This window comes from Bordetella petrii (assembly GCF_017356245.1).
GTDB classification, from domain to species: Bacteria; Pseudomonadota; Gammaproteobacteria; order Burkholderiales; family Burkholderiaceae_B; genus Bordetella_A; species Bordetella_A petrii_D.
On the sequence record NZ_JAFMZZ010000004.1, the window covers coordinates 96,843 to 120,641 of the forward strand.

A 23,799-nucleotide genomic window follows, 5' to 3' on the forward strand; every position below is an offset into this window, starting at 1 on the left:
CGATGCGCCGGGCCGTTTGCCTGCGGATGGCCGCCTCAGGCGCTGGCCGCGGCCTGCGGCATGATCGCGCCGCGCTGGCGGAAGCTGAGCAGGTAGCACACCAGGCCTGCCAGGAACCCCACCCCGGCTGCCAGGCGCAGCCAGAAGAACAGCGACAGCTGCTCCATGGTGTTCATGAAGGACATGGCGCCCGCATCGGCCGGCAGGCGCTGCAGCCAGACCTGCACCACGCCGGCCGCGGTAAGCAGCAGCGTGATGGCAAGCATCGACAGCGTCATCAGCCAGAAGCCCCACAGTTCCATGCGCTGCGCCTGGGCGGACGGCGCCTCGCCCAGGCCGCGCAGGCGCGGCATGGCGTACGAGATCATGGTCAGCACGATCATCACGTAGGCGCCGTAGAACGCCAGGTGGCCGTGCGCCGCGGTGATCTGCGTGCCGTGGGTGTAGTAGTTCACCGGCGCCAGGGTATGCAGGAAGCCCCACACGCCCGCGCCCAGGAACGCCGTGACCGTGGTGCCGATGGCCCAGTATGAAGCGGCGCGGTTGGGATGCTGGCGCCGGCGCCGGTTCATCATGTTCCAGGCGAACAGCACCATGGCGAAGAACGGCAGCGGTTCCAGGGCCGAGAATATCGAGCCCAGCCACAGCCACACGCCCGGCGCGCCGATCCAGAAATAATGGTGGCCGGTGCCGATGATGCCGGTGATGAGCGCCATGCCGATGATGACATACAGCCATTTCTCGACGACCTCGCGGTCGACGCCGGTGATTTTGATCAGGACGAAGGCCAGCATGGAACCCATGATCAGTTCCCATACGCCCTCGACCCACAGATGCACCACCCACCACCAGTAGAACTTGTCGCGCGACAGGTTTTCGGGGTTGTAGAACGAGAACAGGAACAGCACCGCCAGGCCGATCAGGCCGGTCATCATGACCATGCTGATGGCGGTTTTTCGGCCCTTGAGCAGGGTCATGCCGATGTTGTACAGGAACCCCAGGGCCACCACCACGATACCCGCCTTGGTGATGGTGGGCTGCTCGAGGAATTCGCGCCCCATGGTGGGCAGCACGTCGTTGCCCGTCAGGGCGGCCAGCCCGGCATAGGGCAGCAGCAGGTAGCCCAGGATGGTCAGCACGCCGGCCACGGCGAACACCCAGAACAGCACCAGCGCCAGCCGCGGGCTGTGCAGCTCGCGATCGGCTTCTTCGGGTATCAGGTAGTAGGCGGCGCCCATGAAACCGAACAGCAGCCACACGATGAGCAGGTTGGTATGCACCATGCGCGCGACGTTGAACGGGATGAGCGGGAACAGGAAATCGCCCACCACGTATTGCAGGCCCATGATCAGGCCGAACAGGATCTGCCCCGCGAACAGGATGAGGGCGAACACGAAATAGGGCTTCGCAACGGCCTGCGAGGCGAACTTGAGATGCGGATTGGCGGCGGTCATGGTTCAGCCCTCACGGTTGGGAGGCCAGTTGTAGTTGTTGATTTTCGAGGTCCATTTCAGGAACTCGGCCAGGTCGTCGACCTGCCCCTCGGAAAGGCGGAACTGCGGCATGGCGCGGCGCCCTGGCACGCCCAGCGGCTGGGCGCTCATCCAGGCGCGCAGGAACGAGTGGAAGTCCTGGTCGCCGCCGCGGCGTTCGTACACATTGCCCAGTTCGGGGGCAAAGTAGGCGCCTTCGCCCAGGATGGTGTGGCAGCCGACACAGTTGTTCTGTTCCCAGACCAGCTTGCCGCGCACCACGGCCTCGGTCATCTGGTCTTGGTTGGTGCGTTCGGGAAATTGCTTTTCGGTATGGAAAGTCAGGGCCAGGAATATCAGGATGAAGAACACGCTTCCCCCGAAGTAGATATTCCTGGCCATGCCCTTGGTAAAGGTTTCCGGCATGATGGTTCCACTTGGTTTCAGGTGGACTTCATTCTAGGAAGCGAGGCTGCCGGCCCTGCTTGACTGCAATCAAGAAACAAAAGTAGTCGCCGCGAGACCGGGCCGGCCGCCTCAGCGCCCTGGCAGATAGCCGGCCAGCAGCACCCCCGCCGCCATGGCGAATGGCCAGGCCAGCAACAGCAGGCGCCAGGCGCGCGGCGCACGGCGCAGTTCCATGAAGCCGTCGATGATCAGCCATGCCTTGGCCACCGCCAGGGCAATGACGCCCAGCTGCGGCCATGGCGGCCGCGCGCCCCCGGCGATGCTTACCGTGGCGGCCGTCAGCAGTGCCAGCCCGATCCAGTAGCACAGCAGGCGCAAGGTCTCGTTCATGCCGGCCCCAGCAAATACACCACGGGAAACAACAGCACCCAGACCAGATCGACCATGTGCCAGTACAGCACGCCGGATTCCATGCCGGCGCTGCGCCCCGGCCCGTATGCGCCGGCGCGGCAGCGCCACGCCAGCCATCCCAGTATCAGCATGCCCAGCAGCACGTGCAGAAAATGGAACCCGGTCAGTATCCAGTACAGCGTGAAGAAAGTATCGTGTTCCAGCCCCAGGCCGAGCCCGGCCAGGTGGCTGTATTCGGCCAGCTTGAAGACCACGTAGCAGGACGCCGCGGCCAGCGCCATGCACAACAGCGGGCTGGCGCCGCCGCGCCCCAGCCGCACCCTGGCCAGCGCCTGGGCGGCGCACCAGCCCGCGGTCAGCAGGCTCAGGGTCAGGGCCAGGCCGGTCGAGGCGTCCAGCGCCTGGCGGCCGGCCTGGAAGCGCTCGGCCTGCATTGCCTGGGCGACGACAAAAGCAAGAATCAGGATGCCGAACACCGCCAGCTCGGCCAGGATGAAGAACCACATCGCCAGGTCGCCCGGCAGGCGCGGCCCGGCGGGCAGCCCGGCCTCAGGCGAAGTGGACATCGACCACATCCATCAGCGCGGCCACCGTCTGGGGATCATCCGATAGCGGCTCGGCCAGGCAGGCCAGGCAGGCCTCGCGCGGCGGCATGCCGTCGCGGATCATGCGGGCGGCGAATATCAGCAGGCGGGTCGAGGCCACTTCTTCGAGATCGTGGTGCTCGAGCCGGCGCAGCGCCTGCCCCAGCTCGACCACGCGAGCCGCAAGAGCGTCGTCGACCCGCGCCTCGGCCGCCACGACGGCGCATTCTTCGGCCGGCGGCGGATAGCCGAAGCGCAATGCCACGAACCGCTGGCGCGTGCTGGGCTTCATGCCTTTCAGCAGATTCTGGTAGCCGGGGTTGTACGACACCACCAGCATGAACCCGGGCGGGGCCCGCAGGGTTTCGCCCGTGCGCTCGATATACAGCTCGCGGCGGTCGTCGGCCAGGGGGTGCAGCACCACCGCGGTGTCTTGCCGGGCCTCGACGATTTCATCCAGGTAGCAGATGCCCCCTTCGCGCACGGCGCGGGTCAGCGGGCCGTCTTGCCACCACGTTCCCGCGGCGCCGATCAGGTGGCGCCCGACCAGATCGGTGGCGCTGAGATCGTCGTGGCAGGCCACGGTATACAGCGGCAAGCCCAGGCGATGCGCCATGTGCTGCACAAAGCGGGTCTTGCCGCAGCCGGTAGGCCCCTTCACCAGTACGGGCATGCCGTGGCGCCACGCCCGCTCGAACAATTGCGCCTCGTTGCCCAGGGGCCGGTAGTAAGGCGCATCGGGCGCTGCGCCGGCAGGCCCGGCCACTGCGGAAAGAGTCATGCGAATTCCTTTGTTTATGTCGTAAATCAAAAACGACCTTACCTGTGCGAAACATGGGTTCTCAAGCCATCCGGCGGCCGCTCTTGATTGCAGTCAACGCCGCGCCCATTCAATTGACCGCAGTCAAGCATGCCGCCAGCGGGCCGTGAGTACGATCCGCCCGAGAGTCCAGCGTTTCACCCATTACCCACAAGCGCGGCGGTCCCGGGGGCCGCGGCCAGCGACTCCTTAAGGAGAAGTACCCATGACCAGTCCCAAGAAAACCCTGTTGGCAGGCCTCATCGCCAGCGTCTCGCTGCTGGGCGCGGCAGGCGCCCAGGCCAATGCGCCGGCCATGACCGACGACGAAAAAGAGGTTGCCAAGCAAATCTATTTCGAGCGCTGCGCCGGCTGTCACGGCGTGCTGCGCAAGGGCGCCACGGGCAAGAACCTGGAACCCCACTGGACCCACACCGACGCCGGCGGCGCCAAGACCGAAGGCGGCACGCTGCAGCTCGGCACCAAGCGGCTGGAAAACATCATTGCCTACGGCACCGAAGGCGGGATGGTCAACTACGACGACATCCTGACCGACCAGGAAATCAACCTGATGGCGCGCTACATCCAGCAAACGCCCGACGTGCCGCCAGAATTCTCGCTGCAGGACATGAAAGACAGCTGGAAGCTCATCGTCCCCGTGTCCGAACGCCCCAAGAAGCAGCTCAACAAGATCAACCTGAAGAACGTGTTCGCCATCACGCTGCGCGACGCCGGCAAGCTGGCCCTGGTCGACGGCGACACCCACAAGATCTGGAAGATCCTCGACACCGGCTACGCGGTGCACATCTCGCGCCTGTCCGCCTCGGGCCGGTATGTATACACGGTGGGCCGAGACGGGCTTACCACCATCATCGACATGTGGTTCGAAGAACCCACCACCGTGGCCACCGTGCGTCTGGGTTCCGACGCGCGCTCGGTCGACGTGTCCAAGTTCAAGGGCTACGAAGACAAATACCTGATCGGCGGCACGTACTGGCCGCCCCAGTACTCCATCATGGACGGCGAAACGCTCGAGCCCATCAAGATCGTGTCCACCCGCGGCAATACGGTCGACGGCGACTACCACCCCGAGCCCCGCGTGGCGTCCATCGTGGCCTCGCTGCAAAAGCCCGAATGGGTGGTCAACGTGAAAGAAACCGGGCAGATCCTGCTGGTCGACTATACCGACCTGCATAATCTGAAAACCACCGCCATCGAATCGGCCAAGTTCCTGCACGACGGCGGCTGGGACGCATCCGGGCGCTACTTCATGGTGGCCGCCAACGCCTCGAACAAGGTCGCCGTGGCCGACACCAAGACCGGCAAGCTCGCGGCGCTGGTCGATACCGCCAAGATCCCCCATCCGGGCCGCGGCGCCAACTTCGTGCACAAGCAGTTCGGCCCCGTCTGGGCCACGGGCCACCTGGGCGACGACGTGGTGTCGCTGATCTCCACCGCTTCCGAGAAACCCGAGCACGCCAAGTTCAAGCAGCACAACTGGAAGGTCGTGCAAGAACTGAAGATGCCGGGCGCCGGCAACCTGTTCGTCAAGACCCATCCGAAGTCCAGGCACTTCTGGGCCGATGCCCCCATGAACCCCGAACGCGAAATCGCCGAATCGGTATACGTGTTCAGCCTCGACGACCTGTCCAAGGCGCCCGTGCAGCTCAACGTGGCCAAGGATTCCGGGCTGCCTGAAAGCAAGGCCATCCGCCGCGCCGTGCAGCCCGAATACAACGAGGCGGGCAACGAGGTCTGGATCTCGCTTTGGGGCGGCAAGGCCGACCAGTCCGCCATCGTGATCTACGACGACAAGACCTTGAAACTCAAGCAGGTCATTACGGATCCGGCCGTGGTCACCCCCACCGGCAAGTTCAACGTCTACAACACCATGCACGACGTCTACTGATCCACGCCGCCTCCACTCGTCGGCGGTTCCCTGTCGCGGGGAACCGCCCAGGCCATCACATGACATACACCAACGGCAAGAAGGGCTTCGGCGCCCTGTTGCGGCGCCCCAGCGCAAGGTACTCGGTCGGCTTCCTGCTGCTGGCGGGAATGGCGCTGGGCATCATTTTCTGGGGCGGGTTCAACACCGCCCTGGAAGCCACCAACACCGAGGCGTTCTGCATTTCCTGCCACGAAATGCGCGACAACGTCTATCCCGAATACAAAGAAACCATCCACTACAGCAATCGCACGGGCGTGCGCGCCACCTGCCCCGACTGCCACGTGCCCAAAGACTGGACCTACAAAATGGTCCGCAAGGTCCAGGCATCGAAAGAACTGTGGGGCAAGCTGGTGGGCACCATCGACACCCGCGAGAAATTCGAGGCCAAGCGGCTCGAACTGGCCCGCCACGAATGGCGGCGCATGAAGGCCTCCGATTCCCGCGAATGCCGCAACTGCCACAGCCTGGAAAGCATGAACAGCGACTCGCAGAAGCAGCGCGCCCGCAAGCAGCATGCCACGGCCGCCGCAGACAACATGACCTGCATCGACTGCCACAAAGGCATCGCGCACCACAAACCGCAAGGCATGACCGAAGAAGACGAAGAATAGCGGCCCGCCTCACTGAACGAAAAGGAACCCAGCATGAAGAACACCTTGCTTGGCGGCGCTGCCGGCGCCGCGCTCGCCCTGGCGGCCAGCGCCGTCCAGGCCGCCGCCCCGGCCGACTGGAACACCGTGCAAGCCACCGAGGTCACTCTGTTCTACCCTGGTATCTCGGCAGTGGAATGGATCACCAAGGGCACCGAGCACGGCGGCGCGCGTGCCCTGAAAAAGGGCGAAACCTGCCTCGACTGCCATTCGGAAGAAGTCGCCAACATGGGCCAGCTGATCGCCAGCGGCAAGAAGCTCGAGCCCAGCCCCATTGCCGGCAAGGCGTCCTACATCAAGGTCAAGGTCCAGGCCACCCACGACGACCAGAACCTGTACCTGCGTTTCAGCTGGACGCAGCCCAAGGGCTCGGGCGCCGCCCCGATGGACGCCGACAACCCCGTCAAGCTCGCCTACATGCTCGAAGCGGGCGGCAAGGTTCCACTGGCCGAGGCCGGCGGCTGCTGGGGTGCCTGCCACGCCGACGCCCGCACCATGCCGGGCGCCGCCGACACCCGAACCAAATATGTCAAGGGTGGCTCGCCGGCCAACGGCGTTTTCTACGATCTGAACCAATGGCGCAGTGGCGAAAACAAAGCCTACGACGGCCACGTCGCCGAGGCGCGCGTCATGGAAGGCGGCCAGGCCCTGACAGAGGCGCAGGGCAAGCTCGACGGCGATACCTGGACGGTGGAATTCACGCGCAAGCTTGCGGGCGGCACGGGTGATGTGCTGCTCGAACCGGGCAAGACCTACAACTTCGGCATGGCCATCCACGATGACCACAGCGCCGGCCGCTATCACCACGTGTCGCTGGGCTACCACCTGGGCATCGGCGCCACGGCCGACATTACCGCGGTTCGCCAGTAGGCAGCATGCGTTTACCCACCATTCGGCCCGTGGCGCGCACCCGCTACCCCGCAACCGGACTGGCTGGCATCCTGGCGGCCTGCGTCTTGCTGGGCGCCGCCCACGCCGAGCCGGGCAGCCTGCGGCAGGGCCAGCTCGAACATCTGCTGCGCCAGGATTGCGGGTCATGCCACGGCCTGCGCCTGACCGGCGGCCTGGGGCCGCCGCTGACGCGCCAGGCCCTGGCCGGCAAACCACGCGAGCTGCTGGTCGCCACCATCACGCACGGCCGCCCGGGCACCCCCATGCCCAACTGGGATGCCCTGCTCGACCAACAAGATATCGCCTGGCTGGCCGACCGCCTTCTGCAAGGATCTTCCCCACCATGATGCGCCCCCTGCTGCTTTTACTGTCCGGCCTGCTGCTGGGCGGCTGCGCACAGCCTGCGCCGCGCGGCACCGGCGACCTTGGCGTCGTGGTCGAACGCGCCACCGGCAGCCTGCAAATTGTCGAAAGTACTGGCCGTACCAGCCTGGGCCGCGTGCAAGGCCTGGGCGACCTGTCGCACGCCTCGGTGGTGTTTTCACGCGACCAGCGCTATGCCTACGTGTTCGGCCGCGACGGCGGCCTGACCAAGGTCGATCTGCTGGCGCGGCGCATCGAGCGGCGCGTCGTGCAAGGCGGCAACAGCATCGGCGGCGCCATCAGCCAGGACGGCACCCTGATCGCCGTGGGCAACTACGAACCTGGCGGGGTCAAGGTGTTCGACGCGCGCACGCTGGCGCAGGTGGCCGATATTCCGGCCACCATGGTGCCCGGCACCGAACGCCGATCACGCGTGATCGGCGTGGCCGATGCCCCCGGCCAGCGCTTTATCTACAGCCTGTTCGACACCGGCGAAATCTGGGTGGCTGACTTCAGCGGCGCCGGCGAACCGCTGGTCACCCGCCATACCGGCATCGGCAACCAGCCCTATGACGCCCTGCTGACGCCTGACGGCCGCTATTACCTGGCCGGCCTGTTCGGCGAAGACGGCATGGCGCAGCTGGACCTGTGGCACCCCGAGCGTGGCGTGCGGCGCGTGCTCGGCCACTACGGGCGCGGCGAACGCAGGCTTCCGGTGTACAAGATGCCGCACCTGGAAGGCTGGACCGTCGCGGGCAGCCAGACTTTCGTGCCGGCCGTCGGACACCACCAGGTGCTGGTCATGGACACCGGCGCCTGGCAGCAGACCGCCGCCATCGACGTGGCGGGACAGCCCGTGTTCGTCATGGCCCGCCCCGACGGACGCCAGGTATGGGTGAATTTCGCGCATCCCGACAACGATGTGGTGCAGGTCATCGACACCGAAACCTTGCGCGTCATCGCCACGCTGAAACCCGGCCCGGCCGTGCTGCACATGGAATTCACGGCGCGCGGCGACCAGCTCTGGATGTCGGTGCGCGACAGCGGGGAAATCCAGATATGGAACCCCTACACACTGGAACGCACGGCCACGCTGCCGGCGGCCAGCCCCAGCGGCATCTTCTTCACCAGCAGAGCCCATGCAACCGGCCTGTGAAACGATGCTCGACGAACTGGCACTGCGGGCTGCGAATGCCTACCAGCACGGCATGCCGCTGTGTGCGCGGCCCTACCAGGCCATGGCGCAGGCCCTGGGATGCGGCGAACGGCAGTTGCTCGACTGCCTGCGCCGCCTGCAGGAAACCGGCATCCTGAACCGCGTCGGCCCCGTCTTCGAGCATCGCCAGGCCGGCGCCAGCACCCTGGCGGCCCTGGCCCTGGCGCCGCATGATGTCGACCGCGTGGCCGCCCGCATCAACCAGTATTCCGAAGTCAACCACAACTACCTGCGCAGCCATCGCTACAACCTCTGGTTCGTCATCACGGCGCCCCACCGGGCCCGCATCGACCAGATCCTGGCTGAAATCGCCGCCGACACCGGCCAGGCGCCGCTCGACCTGCCCATGGTCCGGGCCCACCGCATCGATCTCGGCTTCCCGCTGGAGGCTCCGGCATGACCCATGCCCCGGCCCTGGCGCCCGCCCAGGCGTTGCAACTGCGCCGCCTGCTCGAAGCCGGCCTGCCGCTGGACACGCGGCCCTATCTGCGCCTGGCGGACCAGATCGGCGCCACCGAAGACGCGGTGCTGGGCCAGGTGCGGCGCTGGAACGACGACGGCCTGTTCCGCCGCATTGGCCTGGTGCTCAACCACCGCGCCCTGGGCTTTCGCGCCAACGCCATGCTGGTCATCGACGTGCCCGACCGCCAGGTGGACCAGGCCGGCCGGCAACTGGGTGCCGCGCCCGGCGTCAATCTTTGCTATCAGCGCCCCCGCAGGCTGCCCGACTGGCCGTACAACCTGTTCTGCATGGTGCACGGCCGCCAGCGCGAAGCCGTGCGCCAGCATGTCGGCCTGCTGCTGCGGCGGACGGGCCTGAGCCACCTGCCGCACCGCCTGCTGTTCAGCGAGCAGGCTTTCAAGCAAGGCGGCGGCCGCTACGCGCTGGGAAGCCATCATGGATGAACTCGACCGATGCCTGCTGAACCGCCTGCAGCATGGCCTGCCGCTGGTGCCCCGGCCCTGGGATGCCATCGGCGCCGAGCTCGGCGTGCCCGCGCGCCAGCTGCGCGCCCGGGTGAAGGCCTGGCTGGACGACGGCACGCTGACCCGCTTCGGCCCCCTGTTCGATGTCGAACCCCTGGGGGGCGCCTTCACGCTGGCCGCGCTGTGCGTGCCGCCATCGCGCATCGATGAAGTCGCCGGCGTGCTTGCCGGCATGCCCGAAGTGGCGCACAACTACCTGCGCGAACACACTTGGAACATGTGGTTCGTGCTGGCGTGCCGCGCGCCGCGCGACATCGCCCGCGCCATCCAGCACATCGAAGAACACACCGGGCTCGCCGTGCTCAACCTGCCCAAAGAGCAAACCTATCATGTCGGCCTGCATTTCCCCGTCTGACGCCTGCCTGGCCCAGCGGCTGATCCAGCTTACCGAAGCCGGCCTGCCGCTGGTGGCCGACCCCTGGGCCTGGCTGGGCGCGCAGCTTGGCCTCAGCCGCGGCGCCGTGCTGGCCCTGCTGCGCCGCCTGCACGCCGCCGGCGCCATACGCCGTATTGCCGCGGTACCCAACCACTACCGCCTGGGCTACGTGCACAACGGCATGACCGTCTGGGATGTCGACGACGAAAAAATCGACCGGCTCGGCCTGCAGGTGGGCGCGCTGCCTTTCGTCAGCCATTGCTACCGGCGGCCGCGCCGCCGGGCCTGGCGCTACAACCTGTTCGCCATGGTGCATGGCCGCAGCGCCGCCGAAATCGAGCAGTATCGCGGGCACATCCGTCTCTTGCTCGGGCGCGCCGCGGTCGCCGACGACATGCTGGTCAGCACCCGCATTCTGAAGAAAACCGGCCTGCGCCTGCCACCCGATACCCGGCCCTCGCAGAACGCCCTTTAACGCAAACAGGCCGTGGGGTACCGAATCTTATTGTCCACGGTCAAGGCGTGCGCCGCGCGTCTCGGCGATGCTGAACCCATGCATCAGCCGGGCCGATTGCCAGCCCGCCGCATCCAGAGAATCCCCATGTTGAGAATCAGCCATTACCTGCGCGCCCTTGCCCAACCGGAGGCCGCGCCGGCACCTGGCGCTCCTGTCACGCCCGCCCAGCGCCCGCCCGTCGTCATCTGGAACCTGCTCAGGCGCTGCAATCTGACCTGCAAGCACTGCTACGCCACTTCGGCCGACAGCCCGTTCCGCAATGAACTCGGCACCAGCGAAGCGCTGCGCGTCATCGACGACCTGCACGCCGCCGGCGTGCGCATACTCATCCTGTCCGGCGGCGAACCCTTGCTGCGCACCGATCTCTTCCAGCTGGCGGGCCATGCCCGCGCGCAAGGTTTCTTCGTAGCCCTGTCCAGCAACGGCACCCTGATCAACGCGCACAACATCGAACAGGTCGCGGCAGCGCAATTCGACTATGTGGGCATCAGCGTGGACGGTCTGCAGGACGTCCACGATGCATGGCGACAGATGCCGGGCAGCTTTGCCGCGGCCATGCACGCCATCGATCTGTGCCGCCAGCATGGCATCCGTGTGGGCCTGCGCACCACTCTCACCCAGCACAACAGCGAACAGCTGCCGGCCATTCTCAGCCTGATGCACGACCACGGCGTGCAGAAGTTCTATCTGTCTCATCTTAATTACAGCGGCCGGGGCAGGCGCAGCAGGAAGTTCGACGCGCATCGCCAGATGACGCGCGACGCGGTGCACTTGCTGTTCGAACGCGCCTGGGCCGATATCGGCGCCGGCCTGGATACCGATTTCGTCACCGGCAACAACGATGCCGATGCCATCCTGCTGCTGCACTGGGTACGCCGGCGTGTGCCGCAGCACGCCGCGCGGCTGGAACGCATGCTGCGAGCCTGGGGCGGCAACGCTTCGGGCAACGGCATCGCCAACATCGACAACACCGGCGACGTACACCCCGATACCTACTGGTGGCAGCACCAGGTGGGCAATGTGCGGCGCCAGTCCTTTCGCGACATCTGGATCGGCCGCCCCCACCCCCTGCTGCTGCAGCTGCGCCAGCACCCTCGTTCCGTGGGCGGGCGCTGCGCAGGCTGCCACTGGCTGCCCATCTGCAACGGCAACACCCGCACACGCGCCTGGGCGGCGGGCGATCTGTGGGGCGCAGACCCCGGCTGCCACCTCAGCGACGCCGAAATCGAGGCCCCCATCCACGTGCCCGCGCCGGCCGGGCAGCCGGCCTGATGCCCCACACCCAGCTTGCCAACATGACACTTCCCGATTGCGTCCTGCCCCACCCGATCACCCTGCCTGCCGCGCTGCAGCGCCTGTTCCGCCCTGGCGAAGTCGCCCTGATCGGCGCAGGCCCGGGCGACCCGGGCCTGCTTACCGTGGCGGCCTGGAGCCTGCTGCTGCAGGCCGATGCGCTGGTCTACGACCGCCTGGTCAGCCAGGCGCTGCTCGACCTGCTGCCCGGCTCCTGTCGCCACTATTACGTGGGCAAGGCCAGCGGCCGCCACAGCCTGCCCCAGGACGAAATCAACGAACTGCTGCTGCGGCTGGCCCGGCACGGCATGCGGGTGGCGCGCCTGAAGGGGGGCGACCCTTTCATTTTCGGCCGCGGCGGCGAAGAGATCGATTTCCTGCTGACCCACGGCGTCGATTGCCAGCTGGTGCCGGGCGTGACCGCGGCCTCGGGCTGCACCGCCTACGCCGGCATCCCCCTCACGTACCGGGGCCTGGCGCATTCGTGCCAGTTCATTACCGGCCACGCGCAGGGCAACGGCACGCTGGCGCTGCCCTGGCACACCATGACCGACCCGGGCTGCACCCTGGTGTTCTACATGGGCCTGGCCAGCCTCGATGAAATCTCGCGCCAGCTCATCGCCGCCGGCCGGCCCGCCGATACGCCCGCCATGCTGGTAGCCAACGGCACCCGCCACGACCAGCGCACCGTGCGCGGCACGCTGCGCAGCCTGGCCGGCGCGGCGCGCAGCCATCGCCTGGGCACTCCCACCCTGACCATCGTCGGGCGCGTCGTCAGCCTGCTGGACGATCGCGAAGTCGAACATCCGGGCAGATTGCGGGCCAATCCGCGGCCGGTGCCCGCCGCGCGGGAACAGCTATGCGGCTGAGTCCCCGCCTGCTGCTGCCCTTGGCGGCCTGGCTGCTGGCTGGCGCCGCCCTGGCGCAAGACGCGGCGCAGCTTTATCGGCAACATTGCCAAAGCTGCCATGGCGCCGACCGCCTGGGCGGCACCGGGCCGGCGCTGCTGCCCGAAAGCCTGGCGCGCATCAAGCGCGCCGAGGCGCTGAAAACCATCCGGCAAGGCCGCCCGGCCAGCCAGATGGCGGGCTTCGCGCAGGTGCTCGACGCAGCCCAGATCGACGCCCTGGCCGATTACCTGTACCAGCCGCCCGCTACGCCTCCCACCTGGACCGACACCGACATCCGCGCCAGCCACCGGCAACTGGCCGACCCGAATACGCTGCCGGCCACCCCGCAGCACGGCGCCGATCCGCTCAACCTGTTCGTCGTGGTCGAAGCCGGCAATCATCACGTGGTCATCCTGGACGGCGACCGCTTCGAGCCGCTGGCGCGGTTTCCGTCCCACTTCGCCCTGCATGGCGGACCCAAGTTCTCGCCCGATGGGCGCTTTGTGTACTTCGCCTCGCGCGATGGCTGGGTCAGCCTCTACGACCTGCACAACCTGACCATGCTGGCCGAAATACGGGCCGGGCTGAACACGCGCAATCTGGCCGTCAGCAGCGACGGCCGCTGGGTACTGGTCGGCAACTACCTGCCCGGCGGGCTGGTGCTGCTCGACGCCCGCGACCTGTCGCTGGCAGGCCGCATCGCCACACCGCCGGCCGACGGCATGCCCTCGCGTGTCAGCGCGGTGTATACGGCGCCGCCGCGGCAAAGCTTCGTGGTTGCCCTGAAAGACGTCCAGGAAGTCTGGGAGCTGTCCTATGCGGGCCAGCCCGACTTCATCCCGCGCCGGATCCCGGCCCGCGATTTCCTCGACGACTTTTCCTTCACGCCCGACTATCACTATCTGCTGGCCACCTCGCGCAAGGCGCATGGCGGCCAGGTCATCGACCTGAACAGCGGCGAAGCCGTCAACGACATCGCCCTGCCGGGCATGCCGCACCTGGGCTCGGGCATCTACTGGCAGCGCGGCAACGACTGGGTGTTCGCCACGCCCAACATCAGCCAGGGGCTGATTTCGGTGCTCGATCTGCGCACCTGGAAACTGATCAAGGAAATACCCACCGAAGGCCCCGGGTTTTTCATGCGCAGCCACCGCAACTCGCCCTACGCCTGGACCGACGTCTTCTTCGGCCCCCACAACGACGCGGTGCACCTGATCGACAAGCAGACGCTGGCCATCGCCCGCACGCTGCGGCCCATGCCCGGCAAAAACGCCGCCCACGTCGAGTTCACCCGCGACGGGCGCCATCTGTTGCTCAGCGTCTGGGACCACGACGGCGCGCTGATCGTCTACGACAGCCTCACCTTGCGGGAAATCAAGCGTATCCCGATGAACAAGCCGTCCGGCAAGTACAACGTGGGCAACAAGATCGAATACGCCGAAGGCACGTCCCACTGAACCCCGCACCATGCAAGCCCGCTGCGCCGCACGACTCGACACGCACGCCGCCACGGCGCCGGCGCTTACCGCCGCGGGCCTGGCCTGCGAACGCGGCGAGCGGCGGCTGTTCAGGCGCCTGCACCTGCAGCTGCGCCCGGGCGACATGCTGCAGGTCAGCGGCCCCAATGGCAGCGGCAAGACCAGCCTGCTGCGGCTGCTGGCCGGCTTGATGCGGCCGGCCGCCGGCAGCGTGCAATGGCATGGCCCCGCGGGCCGCCGCCTGCTGTGGATCGGCCATGCCACCGGCATCAAGGGCCTGCTGACCGCGCACGAGAACCTGTCGTGGCTGAGCGCTCTGCATGCGCCGGTATCGCGCGCCGACAGCTGGCGGGCGCTCGAGGCAGCCGGGCTACGCGGCTTCGAGGACGTTCCGTGCCACACCCTGTCGGCCGGACAGCAGCGGCGCGTGGCCCTGGCGCGGCTGTACCTGCCCGGCAGCGCGCCGCTGTGGATTCTGGACGAGCCCTTTACCGCGCTCGACCAGCAGGGCGTGATGCAGCTCGAACAACATCTGGCCGGCCATTGCGCGCGCGGCGGCATCGCCGTGCTGACCAGCCATCACCGGCTGGCGCACCGGCCATCCGCCTACCGCGAGCTTGATCTCGGACAGTACGCCGCATGAGCAGGATATTTATTCTCTTATTCATTCGTGAGCTGAATTTGCTATGCCGCCGTCCTGCAGAACTCGCCAATCCCCTGGTCTTCTTCGCTCTGGTCATCGCCCTGTTTCCGCTGGCGGTCGGGCCGCAAAGCCAGCTGCTGCAGCGCATGGCCCCCGGCATTCTGTGGGTGGCGGCGCTGCTGGCGGTACTGCTGTCGCTCGACAGCCTGTTCCGTACCGACCTCGACGACGGCTCCCTCGAACAATGGCTGCTGTCGCCGCATCCGCTGCCCGTGCTGGTGCTGGCCAAAGTGCTGGCGCACTGGCTGTGCAGCGGCCTGGCGCTGGTGGTGCTGGCGCCGCTGCTGGCCCTGATGCTCGGCCTGCCCGCCAGGTGCCTGCCCGTGCTGATGGCATCGCTGCTGCTGGGCACGCCGGTACTCAGCCTGCTGGGCGCCGTGGGCGCGGCGCTTACCGTCGCCCTGCGCCGGGGCGGGCTGCTGCTGGCGCTACTCATTCTGCCGCTGTACATCCCGGTGCTCATCCTGGGCAGCGGGGCCTTGCAGGCCGTGCTGCAGGGCCTGCCCGCCGCCGGCCACCTGTTGTGGCTGGGCTGCCTGGCCGCGCTGGCGCTTGCCCTGGCCCCCTACGCCATCGCCGCGGGCCTGTCCATCAGCGCCGGCGAATGACGCCGCCCGTCCCGCGCGCGGCCACAGCTGACGGGCCCTCGCCATGAGCCTCGCCTGGCTGCATCGATGGGGCTCGCCCAAGTGGTTCTACCGCATCAGCGGGCGCTGCCTGCCCTGGCTGGCCGGCGCCAGCGTCGTGCTGATCGCGGCGGGCCTGGCCTGGGGCCTGGCTTTCGCGCCGCCCGACTACCAGCAGGGCGACAGCTTCCGCATCATCTATGTGCACGTGCCGGCCGCCATGCTGGCGCAATCCATCTACGTCATGCTGGCCGCGGCGGGCGTGGCCGGCCTGGTCTGGAAGATCAAGCTGGCCGACGTGGCCCTGCAGCAGGCCGCGCCCATCGGGGCCTGGATGGCCGTGATCGCCCTGGCCAGCGGCGCGCTGTGGGGCAAGCCCACCTGGGGCACCTACTGGGTCTGGGACGCGCGCCTGACCTCGATGCTGATCCTGCTGTTCCTGTACTTCGGCATCATCGCGCTGGGGCAGGCCATTGCCCACCGCCAGAACGCGGCGCGCGCCTGTGCGCTGCTGGCCGTGGTGGGGGTGGTGAACATCCCCATCATCAAGTATTCGGTCGTCTGGTGGAACACCCTGCACCAGCCCGCCACGTTCTCGCTGGCCCAGAAGCCGGCCATGCCGCCGCAGATGTGGCTGCCGCTGATGCTGGCGGTGCTGGGCTTCTATTGCTTCTTCGGCACGGTGCTGCTGTTGCGCATGCGGCTCGAAGTGCTCAGGCGTGAAGCCGACGCGCGCTGGGCCGGCCAGGAAATCACCCGCCTGCTGAAAGGCCCCGCATGACTCCCTTTGCTTCGCTCCACGACTTTCTGGCCATGGGCGGCCATGGCGCCTATGTCTGGGCTTCTTACGCATTGTGCGTGGCGCTGCTGGCCTGGAATGCGCTGCTGCCGCTGCTGGCGCGGCGCCGCTACCTGAAATCCCTGGCGCGCCGCCTGCGCCGCGAGGCGCCGCGATGACCCCGCTGCGCAAGAAGCGGCTGGCCATGCTGGCCGCCCTGGCAGGCGGATTGGCCGCCGCGGTGGCGCTGGCCCTGGCGGCCCTGCAGCAGAACATCAACCTGTTCTACTCGCCCAGCCAGATCGCCGCCGGCGAAGCGCCGCTGCACACGCGCATACGCGCCGGCGGGCTGGTGCTGGACGGGTCGCTGCGCCGCGCCCCGGGCAGCCTGGCCGTGCAGTTCGGCATCACCGACGGCGCCCACCAGGTTCCGGTGCGCTACGAGGGCATCCTGCCCGACCTGTTCCGCGAAGGCCAGGGCATCGTCGCCCTGGGCCGGCTCGACGCCCAGGGCACGCTGCAGGCCGACGAAGTGCTGGCCAAGCACGACCAGAACTACATGCCGCCCGAAGCCGCCCACGCGCTGAAGCAGGGCGCGGCAGCGGCGGAGCCCCGCCCATGATCCCCGAGCTAGGCCTGCTGTCGCTGGCCCTGGCCCTGTGCCTGGCCATGGTGCAGGCCAGCCTGCCGCTGGCCGGCGCATGGCGCGGCCACGCGCGCTGGATGGCGCTGGCCGCGCCGGCCGCCTGGGGCCAGTTCACCTTTTTGCTGCTGGCCTTCGCGGCCCTGGCGCATGCCTTCCTGGCCGACGATTTCTCGGTGGCCTATGTCGCCCGCAACGCCAACAGCGCCCTGCCCTGGTACTACAAGCTCAGCGCCATATGGGGCGCGCACGAAGGCTCGCTGCTGCTGTGGGCGCTGATGCTGGCCGGCTGGTCGTGCGCCGTGGGCGCGGGCTCGCGCCAGCTGCCCCGCACCATGCTGGCCCGCGTGCTGGCGGTCATGGGCATGATCAGCGTCGGCTTCCTGCTGTTTCTCATCGCCACCTCCAACCCCTTCGAACGCCTGCTGCCCGACGCGCCGGCCGACGGCAACGATCTCAATCCGCTGCTGCAGGACTTCGGCCTGATCGTGCACCCGCCCATGCTCTACATGGGCTATGTCGGTTTCTCGGTGGCCTTCGCCTTCGCCATCGCCGCCCTGCTCGACGGCCGGCTCGATGCGGCGTGGGCGCGCTGGTCGCGGCCCTGGACACTGATCGCATGGGCGTTCCTGGGCCTGGGCATCGCCCTGGGGTCATGGTGGGCCTACTACGAGCTGGGCTGGGGCAGCTGGTGGTTCTGGGACCCGGTCGAGAACGCCTCGTTCATGCCGTGGCTGGCGGGCACGGCCCTGATCCATTCCCTGGCCGCCACTGAAAAGCGCGGCGTTTTCAAAAGCTGGACGGTGCTGCTGGCCATTGCCGCGTTCTCGCTCAGCCTGCTGGGCACGTTCCTGGTGCGCTCGGGGGTGCTGACCTCGGTGCATGCCTTTGCCACCGACCCGGCGCGCGGCGTGTTCATCCTGTGCTTCCTGCTGCTGGTGGTGGGCGGCTCGCTGGCCCTGTACGCGCTGCGCGCGCCCGCCATGGCCGGCTCGGCCGGCTTCGGCGCATGGTCGCGCGAGACCCTGCTGCTGGTCAACAACCTGCTGCTTTCCGTGGCGGCGGCCACGATCCTGCTGGGCACGCTGTATCCGCTGGTGCTGGATGCGCTCACCGGCGCCAAGCTGTCGGTCGGGCCGCCTTATTTCAATGCCCTGTTCGTTCCCCTGATGGCGCTGCTGATGGCGGCCACCACGGTGGGCGTGGCGGCGCGCTGGAAAAACACGCCGCCGCGCTGGCTGGCGGGCATGCTGGCGCCCGTGCTCGCGGCCAGCCTGCTGCTGGCAGCCGGCGCGGCCGCGCTGGCCAGCGCTTCGCGCTGGGCGGTGGCGGCCGTAAGCCTGCTGGCCGCAGGCATCGTGCTGGGCGCCTTGCGCGACATTCTCGACAAAACCCGGCATCTGGGGCGGCTGCGCGGCCTGCCGGCGCTGGGGCGCAGCTACTGGGGCATGCAACTGGCCCACCTGGGCCTGGCCGTGTGCGCGCTGGGCGTGGTGTTCAACAGCGTGGGCAGCCTCGAGCGCGACCTGCGCATGGCGCCCGGCGATGCCGTCGAACTGGGCGGCTACCAGTTCGTGTTCGAAGGCACGACGCCCCATCACGGGCCCAACTTCGTCGCCGAGCGCGGCAGCATGCGCGTCCTGCACAAGGGGCGGCAGATTGCCATGCTGCATCCTGAAAAGCGCGTGTACAGCGTGCAGCAGACCGCCATGACCGAAGCCGGCATCGCGGCAGGCTTCACGCGCGACCTGTTCACCGCCCTGGGCGAACCGCTCGAGAACGGCGCCTGGGCCGTGCGCGTGCACATCAAGCCCTTCGTGCGCTGGATCTGGCTGGGCGCGCTGCTGATGGCCCTGGGCGGCCTGGTGGCGGCATCCGACCGGCGCTACCGCCGCCGCGCCACTGCCGGCGCCCGGCCCACACCTGCCGGAGGGCCGCCATGAAGCGCCTGTTGCGCCTGTTGCCGCTGGTTCTGTTCCTGGGCATCGCGGCGCTGCTCTACCGCGGCCTGTTTCTCGACCCGGCGCGGCTGCCGTCGGCCCTGGTGGGCAAGGCCTTCCCCGACTTCGCCCTGCCCTCGCTCGGCGGCGACGGCGGCGACAGCCCCCTGACGCGCCAGGACATCCTGGGCACGCCGGCGCTGGTCAACGTGTGGGCCACCTGGTGCCCGTCATGCCGGCAGGAACACCCCGTGCTGAACCGGCTGGCCCGGGCAGGCGTGGTGATCCACGGCGTCAACTACAAAGACGACCGCGCCGCGGCGCAGCGCTGGCTGCGCACGCTGCACAACCCGTACCGCCTGAACATCGAAGACGCTGCCGGCACGCTGGGCCTGGACCTGGGCGTGTACGGCGCCCCCGAAACCTTCATCATCGATGCGCGGGGCGTCGTCCGCGACAAGTTCGTCGGCGTCATCGACGACGACGTCTGGCGCGACAGGATCGAGCCGCTCTACCGGCAATTGCTCGACGAGGCGGCCCGATGAAACGCCTGCTGGCTGCCGCCATGCTGGGCTGCCTGCTGGCCGGCCCGGGCCGCGCCGCGATCGATATCCATGAATTCGACAGCGAAGCCCAGCGCGCCCGCTATCGGCACCTGGCCGAGGTGCTGCGCTGTCCCAAGTGCCAGAACCAGAACATTGCCGATTCGAATTCGCCCATCGCCAACGACCTGCGCCGCGAAGTCCACCGCATGCTGCGCGAAGGCCGCAGCGATGAACAGATCATCGACTTCATGGTGGCGCGCTACGGCGATTTCGTGCTGTACCGCCCGCCTCTCGACACGCGCACCGCCGTGCTCTGGATCGGGCCGGCGGCGCTGCTGGCGGCCGGGGCAGGCCTGGTGGGCGTCCTGGTCTTGCGCGGGCGCCGCGCACGGGCCGACGCCGCCGCGCTTTCAGACGACGAACGTCGGCGCCTGGCCGGCCTGCTGCGCGCCAGCCGCGACAACGGAACCGCGCCATGATCGATTTCTGGCTGCCTGCCGCGCTGCTGCTGGCCGTGGCCATGGCATTCGTGCTGGTGCCGCTGCTGCGGGCGCCCGGCCCGGCAGCCGATGCCGACCGCGCGGCGCTGAACGTGGCGCTTTACCAAGAGCGCCTGCAGGCGCTGCAGGCCCAGCACCAGTCCGGCCTGCTGACCCCGGCGCAGCTCGAGGCCGGCCGCGCCGAAGCGGCGCGCACCCTGCTGGCCGACAGCCCCGACGGGCCCGCCGGCGCCGCGCGCGGCAAACCGGGCATGGCCCTGGCGCTGGCCGCGGCCATACTGGTGCCGCTGGGGGCCGGCGCGCTGTATTGGCATTGGGGTTCTCTCGATCAGGTGGTGCAGGCGCGCCAGTATGCCGGCCACACCGGCGAAAGCCTGGAACGCATGACCGCACGCCTGGAAGCCGCGCTGGCGGCGACGCCCGATGCGCCCGACGCCTGGTTCTTTCTGGGCCGCACCTACATGGCCCAGGACCGCTGGGCCGATGCGGCGGCGGCCTTCGAACAAGCCGCCATCCGCGCAAACCGCCCGCCCGAATGGCTGGGCCACTGGGCCCAGGCCCTGTACTTTGCCGGCCACCAGCAATGGACGCCGCAGCTGCAGGCCCTGGTCGACGAAGCGCTGTCCGGCGACCCTGAAGAGGCGGCCAGCCTGACGCTGGCCGGCATGGCCGCGTTCGAAGGCGGACGCTACGCGCAAGCCGTGGTTTATTGGGAACGCCTGGCGGCTGCCCTGCCCGCCGGCGACCCCATGCGCGACACCGTCATGAGCGGCATCGCACGGGCCCGCGCGCTGGACGCGGCTGCTGCCGCGCCGGCGCGCTGATGCCCTTGCGGCAATCGCTCAGGCGTAGGCTTCGACCGGCAGGCAGGCACACACCAGGTTGCGGTCGCCGTAAGCGTTGTCGACCCGCGCCACCGGCGGCCAGTACTTGGCGTCGCGCAGCGAGGCCACCGGATACGCGGCCTGCTGGCGCGGATAATCGTGCAGCCAGTCTTCGGCCAGCAGCATCTGGGCCGTATGCGGGGCGTTCTTCAGCACGTTGTCGTCGCGGTCGCGGTCGCCGCGTTCGATCTGCGCAATCTCTTCGCGTATGGCGATCATGGCGTCGACGAAACGGTCGAGCTCGGCCAGGCCCTCGGACTCGGTGGGTTCGACCATCAGCGTGCCGGCCACCGGGAAGCTCATGGTGGGCGCATGGAAGCCGTAATCGATCAGGCGCTTGGCGATGTCTTCGGCGCTGACGCCGCTGCTGTCTTTCAACGGGCGCACATCCAGGATGCACTCGTGCGCGACGCGGCCGTTGCGGCCGGCATACAGCACCGGGTAGTGGTCGCGCAGGCGCGCGGCCACGTAGTTGGCGTTCAGGATGGCCACTTCGGTGGCGCGGCGCAGGCCGTCGGCGCCCATCAGGGCGATGTAGGCGTACGAAATGGGCAGGATGCCGGCCGACCCGAACGGCGCTGCCGACACCGGGCCCACATCGGCGTCTCCGCCCAGCTTGCCCTGCGCATTGAGCACGCCCGGCAAAAAGGGCGCCAGGTGCGAGCGTACCGCCACCGGCCCCACGCCCGGCCCGCCGCCGCCATGCGGAATGCAGAACGTCTTGTGCAGATTCAGGTGCGACACGTCGGAGCCGAACTGTCCGGGGCGGGCCACGCCCACCATGGCATTCATGTTGGCGCCGTCCAGGTACACCTGGCCGCCGGCCTGGTGTACCAGCTCGCAGATCTGGGTGATCGATTCTTCGAACACGCCATGCGTGGACGGATAAGTGATCATCAGCGCGGCCAGACGGTCGCCCACCTGGGCCAGCTTGGCGCGCAGATCGGCGAGGTCGACGTTGCCGTTGGCGTCGGACGCCACCACCACCACATCCATGCCGGCCAGTTGCGCCGACGCCGGGTTGGTGCCGTGCGCCGAGGCCGGGATCAGGCACACATTGCGCTGCGCCTGGCCGTTGGCGCGGTGATAGCCGCGGATGGCCAACAGGCCGGCGTATTCGCCCTGCGCGCCGGAGTTGGGCTGCAGGCTGATGTCGTCGTAGCCGGTGATTTCGCACAGCGCCGCCGACAGGCGGTCGATGAGTTCGCGGTAGCCGGCGCTTTGGTCGGCCGGCGCATACGGATGGATGAGCGCGAACTCGGGCCAGGTGATGGGGATCATCTCGGCCGTGGCGTTCAGCTTCATGGTGCACGAGCCCAGCGGGATCATGCTGCGGTCGAGCGCCAGGTCTTTGTCGGCCAGCTTGCGCAGGTAGCGCAGCATGTCGGTCTCGGACTGGATGCTGGAGAACACCGGATGCGCCAGGATGGCGCCCTGGCGCCGCAGCGCCGCGGGAATGCCGCCGGCGGCGGCCGCATCCTGCGCGTCGAGGTCGAGCGCCACGTCGTCTTTCTGCAGGCCGGCCGCGAATACGTTGACCAGGGCCTGCAGGTCGGCGGCCGTCACGGTTTCATCCAGCGACACCGCCAGGCGCGCGCCGTCGACGCGGCGCAGGTTGATGCGCTCGCAGTCGGCGGCCACCGCGATGGCCGGCGTGGCCGCGCCGGTTTCCAGCAGCAGCGTGTCGAAGAATGTGTCGTTGACCACCTTGATGCCCAGCTGCCCCAGCGCGGCGCGCAAGATCGCCGTGTAGCGCTGCACGCGGGTGGCGATGCGGCGGATGCCGTCCGGGCCGTGCCACACGGCGTACAGCCCGGCCATCACGGCCAGCAGCACCTGGGCGGTGCAGATATTGGACGTGGCCTTCTCGCGGCGGATGTGCTGTTCGCGGGTCTGCAGCGCCAGCCGCAGCGCCGGGTTGCCCTGCGCGTCTTTCGAGACGCCCACCAGGCGGCCCGGCATGTTGCGCTTGTAGGCGTCTTTGCAGGCCATGAAGCCGGCGTGCGGGCCGCCGAAGCCGAACGGCACGCCGAAGCGCTGCGACGAACCGATGGCGATGTCGGCGCCCCATTCGCCGGGCGGCGCCAGCAGCGCCAGGGCCAGCAGGTCGGTGGCGCAGGCCACCACCGCGCCCTGCGCATGCGCGGCCTCGGCCAGCGCGCGGTAGTCGGCCACGCCGCCCAGGCTGTGCGGGTATTGCAGCAGCACGCCGAAGCAGTCGGGCAGGCCCTGCGACTCGTCGCCCAGCGCGATCTCGATGCCCAGCCCCTCGGCGCGCGTGCGCACCACTTCGATGGTTTGCGGGTGGCAGTGCGCCGACACGAAGAACACCCGGCTGGCCGACTTCGAGCCGCGCCGCGCCAGCGTCATGGCCTCGGCCGCGGCAGTGCCCTCGTCCAGCAGCGACGCGTTGGAGATGTCCAGCCCGGTCAGGTCGGCCACCATCGTCTGGTAGTTCAGCAGGGCTTCGAGCCGGCCCTGCGAGATCTCGGGCTGGTACGGCGTATAGGCCGTGTACCAGGCGGGGTTCTCGAGCACGTTGCGCAGCACCACGTTGGGCGTATGCGTGCCGTAGTAGCCCTGGCCGATGTAGTTGCGGTAGACGCGGTTGCGCCCGGCGACGGCCTTCAGGTCGGCCAGCACGTCGGGTTCGCTGCGCGAAGCGGGCAGCGCCAGCGGGCCCTGGCTGCGGATGGCGGGCGGCACGACTTCCTGCAGCAGGGCATCGAGGCTGCCGCAGCCGATGGCCGCAAGCATTTTGTCCTGGTCGGCCGCGGTGGGGCCGATATGGCGGGGAATGAAATCGGTGTGGGGGTCTAGGGCGCGCGGCATGGGGGTGTCTCGGGTGCGGAAAAATGGCCGCGCGGGCGAGGCGCCCGCGCGGCGTCGGCCAG

At 68.4% G+C, this 23,799-nt stretch carries 27 protein-coding genes; 21 read left to right on the plus strand and 6 right to left on the minus strand.

The annotated features are described in order from the left end of the window. Positions 1 to 35: 35 nt before the first annotated feature. The 5 genes from J2P76_RS18560 to J2P76_RS18580 form a co-directional block, all read right to left on the minus strand. The gene (locus tag J2P76_RS18560) at positions 36 to 1,454 is read right to left on the minus strand and encodes a cbb3-type cytochrome c oxidase subunit I (RefSeq protein ID WP_207409334.1); all 1,419 of its coding nucleotides are present in this window, start codon (positions 1,452 to 1,454) and stop codon (positions 36 to 38) included. Between the two features lie 3 nt (positions 1,455 to 1,457). Continuing rightward, positions 1,458 to 1,898, minus strand: a complete 441-nt coding sequence (locus J2P76_RS18565) for a c-type cytochrome (RefSeq protein WP_207409335.1) — start codon at positions 1,896 to 1,898, stop codon at positions 1,458 to 1,460. 111 nt (positions 1,899 to 2,009) lie between these two features. Further along, a complete protein-coding gene (locus tag J2P76_RS18570; protein WP_207409336.1) occupies positions 2,010 to 2,270 on the minus strand; it encodes a cytochrome C oxidase subunit IV family protein in 261 nt (86 codons plus the stop codon). After that, complete coding sequence (locus J2P76_RS18575) at positions 2,267 to 2,857, minus strand: cytochrome c oxidase subunit 3 (RefSeq protein ID WP_242697613.1); 591 nt, start codon at positions 2,855 to 2,857, stop codon at positions 2,267 to 2,269. Before J2P76_RS18575 ends, J2P76_RS18570 begins: the two co-directional genes overlap by 4 nt. Continuing rightward, positions 2,841 to 3,656 (minus strand): CbbQ/NirQ/NorQ/GpvN family protein, encoded by an 816-nt coding sequence (locus J2P76_RS18580; protein ID WP_207409337.1) that lies wholly within the window; start codon positions 3,654 to 3,656, stop codon positions 2,841 to 2,843. The genes J2P76_RS18575 and J2P76_RS18580 overlap by 17 nt, the downstream gene beginning before the upstream one ends. Before the next feature lie 244 nt (positions 3,657 to 3,900). Between J2P76_RS18580 and J2P76_RS18585 the strand changes: the two genes are divergently transcribed. The 21 genes from J2P76_RS18585 to ccmI all read left to right on the plus strand — a co-directional run bounded on the left by J2P76_RS18585 (position 3,901) and on the right by ccmI (position 20,845). Beyond that, positions 3,901 to 5,583: a cytochrome D1 domain-containing protein gene (locus tag J2P76_RS18585; protein WP_207409338.1), complete on the plus strand. Its 1,683-nt coding sequence runs from the start codon at positions 3,901 to 3,903 to the stop codon at positions 5,581 to 5,583. 59 nt (positions 5,584 to 5,642) lie between these two features. Continuing rightward, complete coding sequence (locus J2P76_RS18590; protein WP_207409339.1) at positions 5,643 to 6,236, plus strand: cytochrome c3 family protein; 594 nt, start codon at positions 5,643 to 5,645, stop codon at positions 6,234 to 6,236. Positions 6,237 to 6,269: 33 nt separating this feature from the next. Further along, on the plus strand, positions 6,270 to 7,145 hold the full coding sequence (locus tag J2P76_RS18595) for an ethylbenzene dehydrogenase-related protein (RefSeq protein WP_207409340.1): 876 nt from the start codon (positions 6,270 to 6,272) through the stop codon (positions 7,143 to 7,145). A 5-nt stretch (positions 7,146 to 7,150) separates the two neighbouring features. Beyond that, entirely contained in the window at positions 7,151 to 7,513 is a 363-nt protein-coding gene (locus tag J2P76_RS18600) for a c-type cytochrome (protein ID WP_207409341.1), read from the plus strand. Then, entirely contained in the window at positions 7,510 to 8,685 is a 1,176-nt protein-coding gene (locus J2P76_RS18605) for a cytochrome D1 domain-containing protein (protein WP_207409342.1), read from the plus strand. The genes J2P76_RS18600 and J2P76_RS18605 overlap by 4 nt, the downstream gene beginning before the upstream one ends. Continuing rightward, entirely contained in the window at positions 8,669 to 9,145 is a 477-nt protein-coding gene (locus tag J2P76_RS18610; RefSeq protein WP_207409343.1) for an Lrp/AsnC family transcriptional regulator, read from the plus strand. The genes J2P76_RS18605 and J2P76_RS18610 overlap by 17 nt, the downstream gene beginning before the upstream one ends. Next, the gene (gene ahbB, locus J2P76_RS18615) at positions 9,142 to 9,651 is read left to right on the plus strand and encodes a siroheme decarboxylase subunit beta (RefSeq protein ID WP_207409344.1); all 510 of its coding nucleotides are present in this window, start codon (positions 9,142 to 9,144) and stop codon (positions 9,649 to 9,651) included. The genes J2P76_RS18610 and ahbB (J2P76_RS18615) overlap by 4 nt, the downstream gene beginning before the upstream one ends. Further along, the gene (locus J2P76_RS18620) at positions 9,644 to 10,087 is read left to right on the plus strand and encodes an Lrp/AsnC family transcriptional regulator (protein WP_207409345.1); all 444 of its coding nucleotides are present in this window, start codon (positions 9,644 to 9,646) and stop codon (positions 10,085 to 10,087) included. Before ahbB (J2P76_RS18615) ends, J2P76_RS18620 begins: the two co-directional genes overlap by 8 nt. Continuing rightward, positions 10,062 to 10,583: a siroheme decarboxylase subunit beta gene (gene ahbB, locus J2P76_RS18625; protein WP_207409346.1), complete on the plus strand. Its 522-nt coding sequence runs from the start codon at positions 10,062 to 10,064 to the stop codon at positions 10,581 to 10,583. Before J2P76_RS18620 ends, ahbB (J2P76_RS18625) begins: the two co-directional genes overlap by 26 nt. A gap of 126 nt (positions 10,584 to 10,709) precedes the next feature. Continuing rightward, positions 10,710 to 11,897 (plus strand): heme d1 biosynthesis radical SAM protein NirJ, encoded by a 1,188-nt coding sequence (gene nirJ, locus J2P76_RS18630; RefSeq protein ID WP_207409347.1) that lies wholly within the window; start codon positions 10,710 to 10,712, stop codon positions 11,895 to 11,897. Positions 11,898 to 11,920: 23 nt separating this feature from the next. Continuing rightward, positions 11,921 to 12,787 (plus strand): uroporphyrinogen-III C-methyltransferase, encoded by an 867-nt coding sequence (gene cobA / locus J2P76_RS18635; RefSeq protein WP_207409348.1) that lies wholly within the window; start codon positions 11,921 to 11,923, stop codon positions 12,785 to 12,787. After that, positions 12,778 to 14,265, plus strand: a complete 1,488-nt coding sequence (locus J2P76_RS18640; RefSeq protein ID WP_207409349.1) for a cytochrome D1 domain-containing protein — start codon at positions 12,778 to 12,780, stop codon at positions 14,263 to 14,265. The genes cobA and J2P76_RS18640 overlap by 10 nt, the downstream gene beginning before the upstream one ends. Positions 14,266 to 14,275: 10 nt before the next feature. Continuing rightward, complete coding sequence (gene ccmA, locus J2P76_RS18645) at positions 14,276 to 14,929, plus strand: cytochrome c biogenesis heme-transporting ATPase CcmA (protein WP_207409350.1); 654 nt, start codon at positions 14,276 to 14,278, stop codon at positions 14,927 to 14,929. Further along, the gene (gene ccmB / locus J2P76_RS18650; RefSeq protein ID WP_207409351.1) at positions 14,926 to 15,597 is read left to right on the plus strand and encodes a heme exporter protein CcmB; all 672 of its coding nucleotides are present in this window, start codon (positions 14,926 to 14,928) and stop codon (positions 15,595 to 15,597) included. Before ccmA ends, ccmB begins: the two co-directional genes overlap by 4 nt. A gap of 43 nt (positions 15,598 to 15,640) precedes the next feature. Beyond that, complete coding sequence (locus tag J2P76_RS18655; RefSeq protein WP_207409352.1) at positions 15,641 to 16,396, plus strand: heme ABC transporter permease; 756 nt, start codon at positions 15,641 to 15,643, stop codon at positions 16,394 to 16,396. Continuing rightward, positions 16,393 to 16,572: a heme exporter protein CcmD gene (gene ccmD / locus J2P76_RS18660; protein ID WP_207409353.1), complete on the plus strand. Its 180-nt coding sequence runs from the start codon at positions 16,393 to 16,395 to the stop codon at positions 16,570 to 16,572. Before J2P76_RS18655 ends, ccmD begins: the two co-directional genes overlap by 4 nt. Beyond that, positions 16,569 to 17,015 carry a cytochrome c maturation protein CcmE gene (gene ccmE / locus J2P76_RS18665; RefSeq protein ID WP_207409354.1) on the plus strand — a complete coding sequence of 149 codons (447 nt, stop codon included), beginning with the start codon at positions 16,569 to 16,571 and terminating at the stop codon, positions 17,013 to 17,015. The genes ccmD and ccmE overlap by 4 nt, the downstream gene beginning before the upstream one ends. Further along, complete coding sequence (locus J2P76_RS18670) at positions 17,012 to 18,979, plus strand: heme lyase CcmF/NrfE family subunit (RefSeq protein ID WP_207409355.1); 1,968 nt, start codon at positions 17,012 to 17,014, stop codon at positions 18,977 to 18,979. Before ccmE ends, J2P76_RS18670 begins: the two co-directional genes overlap by 4 nt. Further along, the gene (locus J2P76_RS18675; RefSeq protein ID WP_207409356.1) at positions 18,976 to 19,521 is read left to right on the plus strand and encodes a DsbE family thiol:disulfide interchange protein; all 546 of its coding nucleotides are present in this window, start codon (positions 18,976 to 18,978) and stop codon (positions 19,519 to 19,521) included. Before J2P76_RS18670 ends, J2P76_RS18675 begins: the two co-directional genes overlap by 4 nt. Next, positions 19,518 to 20,000, plus strand: coding sequence for a cytochrome c-type biogenesis protein (locus J2P76_RS18680; protein ID WP_207409357.1), 483 nt, complete (start codon positions 19,518 to 19,520; stop codon positions 19,998 to 20,000). The genes J2P76_RS18675 and J2P76_RS18680 overlap by 4 nt, the downstream gene beginning before the upstream one ends. Beyond that, positions 19,997 to 20,845: a c-type cytochrome biogenesis protein CcmI gene (gene ccmI, locus J2P76_RS18685; protein WP_207409358.1), complete on the plus strand. Its 849-nt coding sequence runs from the start codon at positions 19,997 to 19,999 to the stop codon at positions 20,843 to 20,845. Before J2P76_RS18680 ends, ccmI begins: the two co-directional genes overlap by 4 nt. Before the next feature lie 18 nt (positions 20,846 to 20,863). Here ccmI and gcvP read toward each other — a convergent pair whose 3' ends face one another. Further along, positions 20,864 to 23,737 (minus strand): aminomethyl-transferring glycine dehydrogenase, encoded by a 2,874-nt coding sequence (gcvP, locus tag J2P76_RS18690; protein ID WP_207409359.1) that lies wholly within the window; start codon positions 23,735 to 23,737, stop codon positions 20,864 to 20,866. Between the last annotated feature and the right edge of the window lie 62 nt (positions 23,738 to 23,799).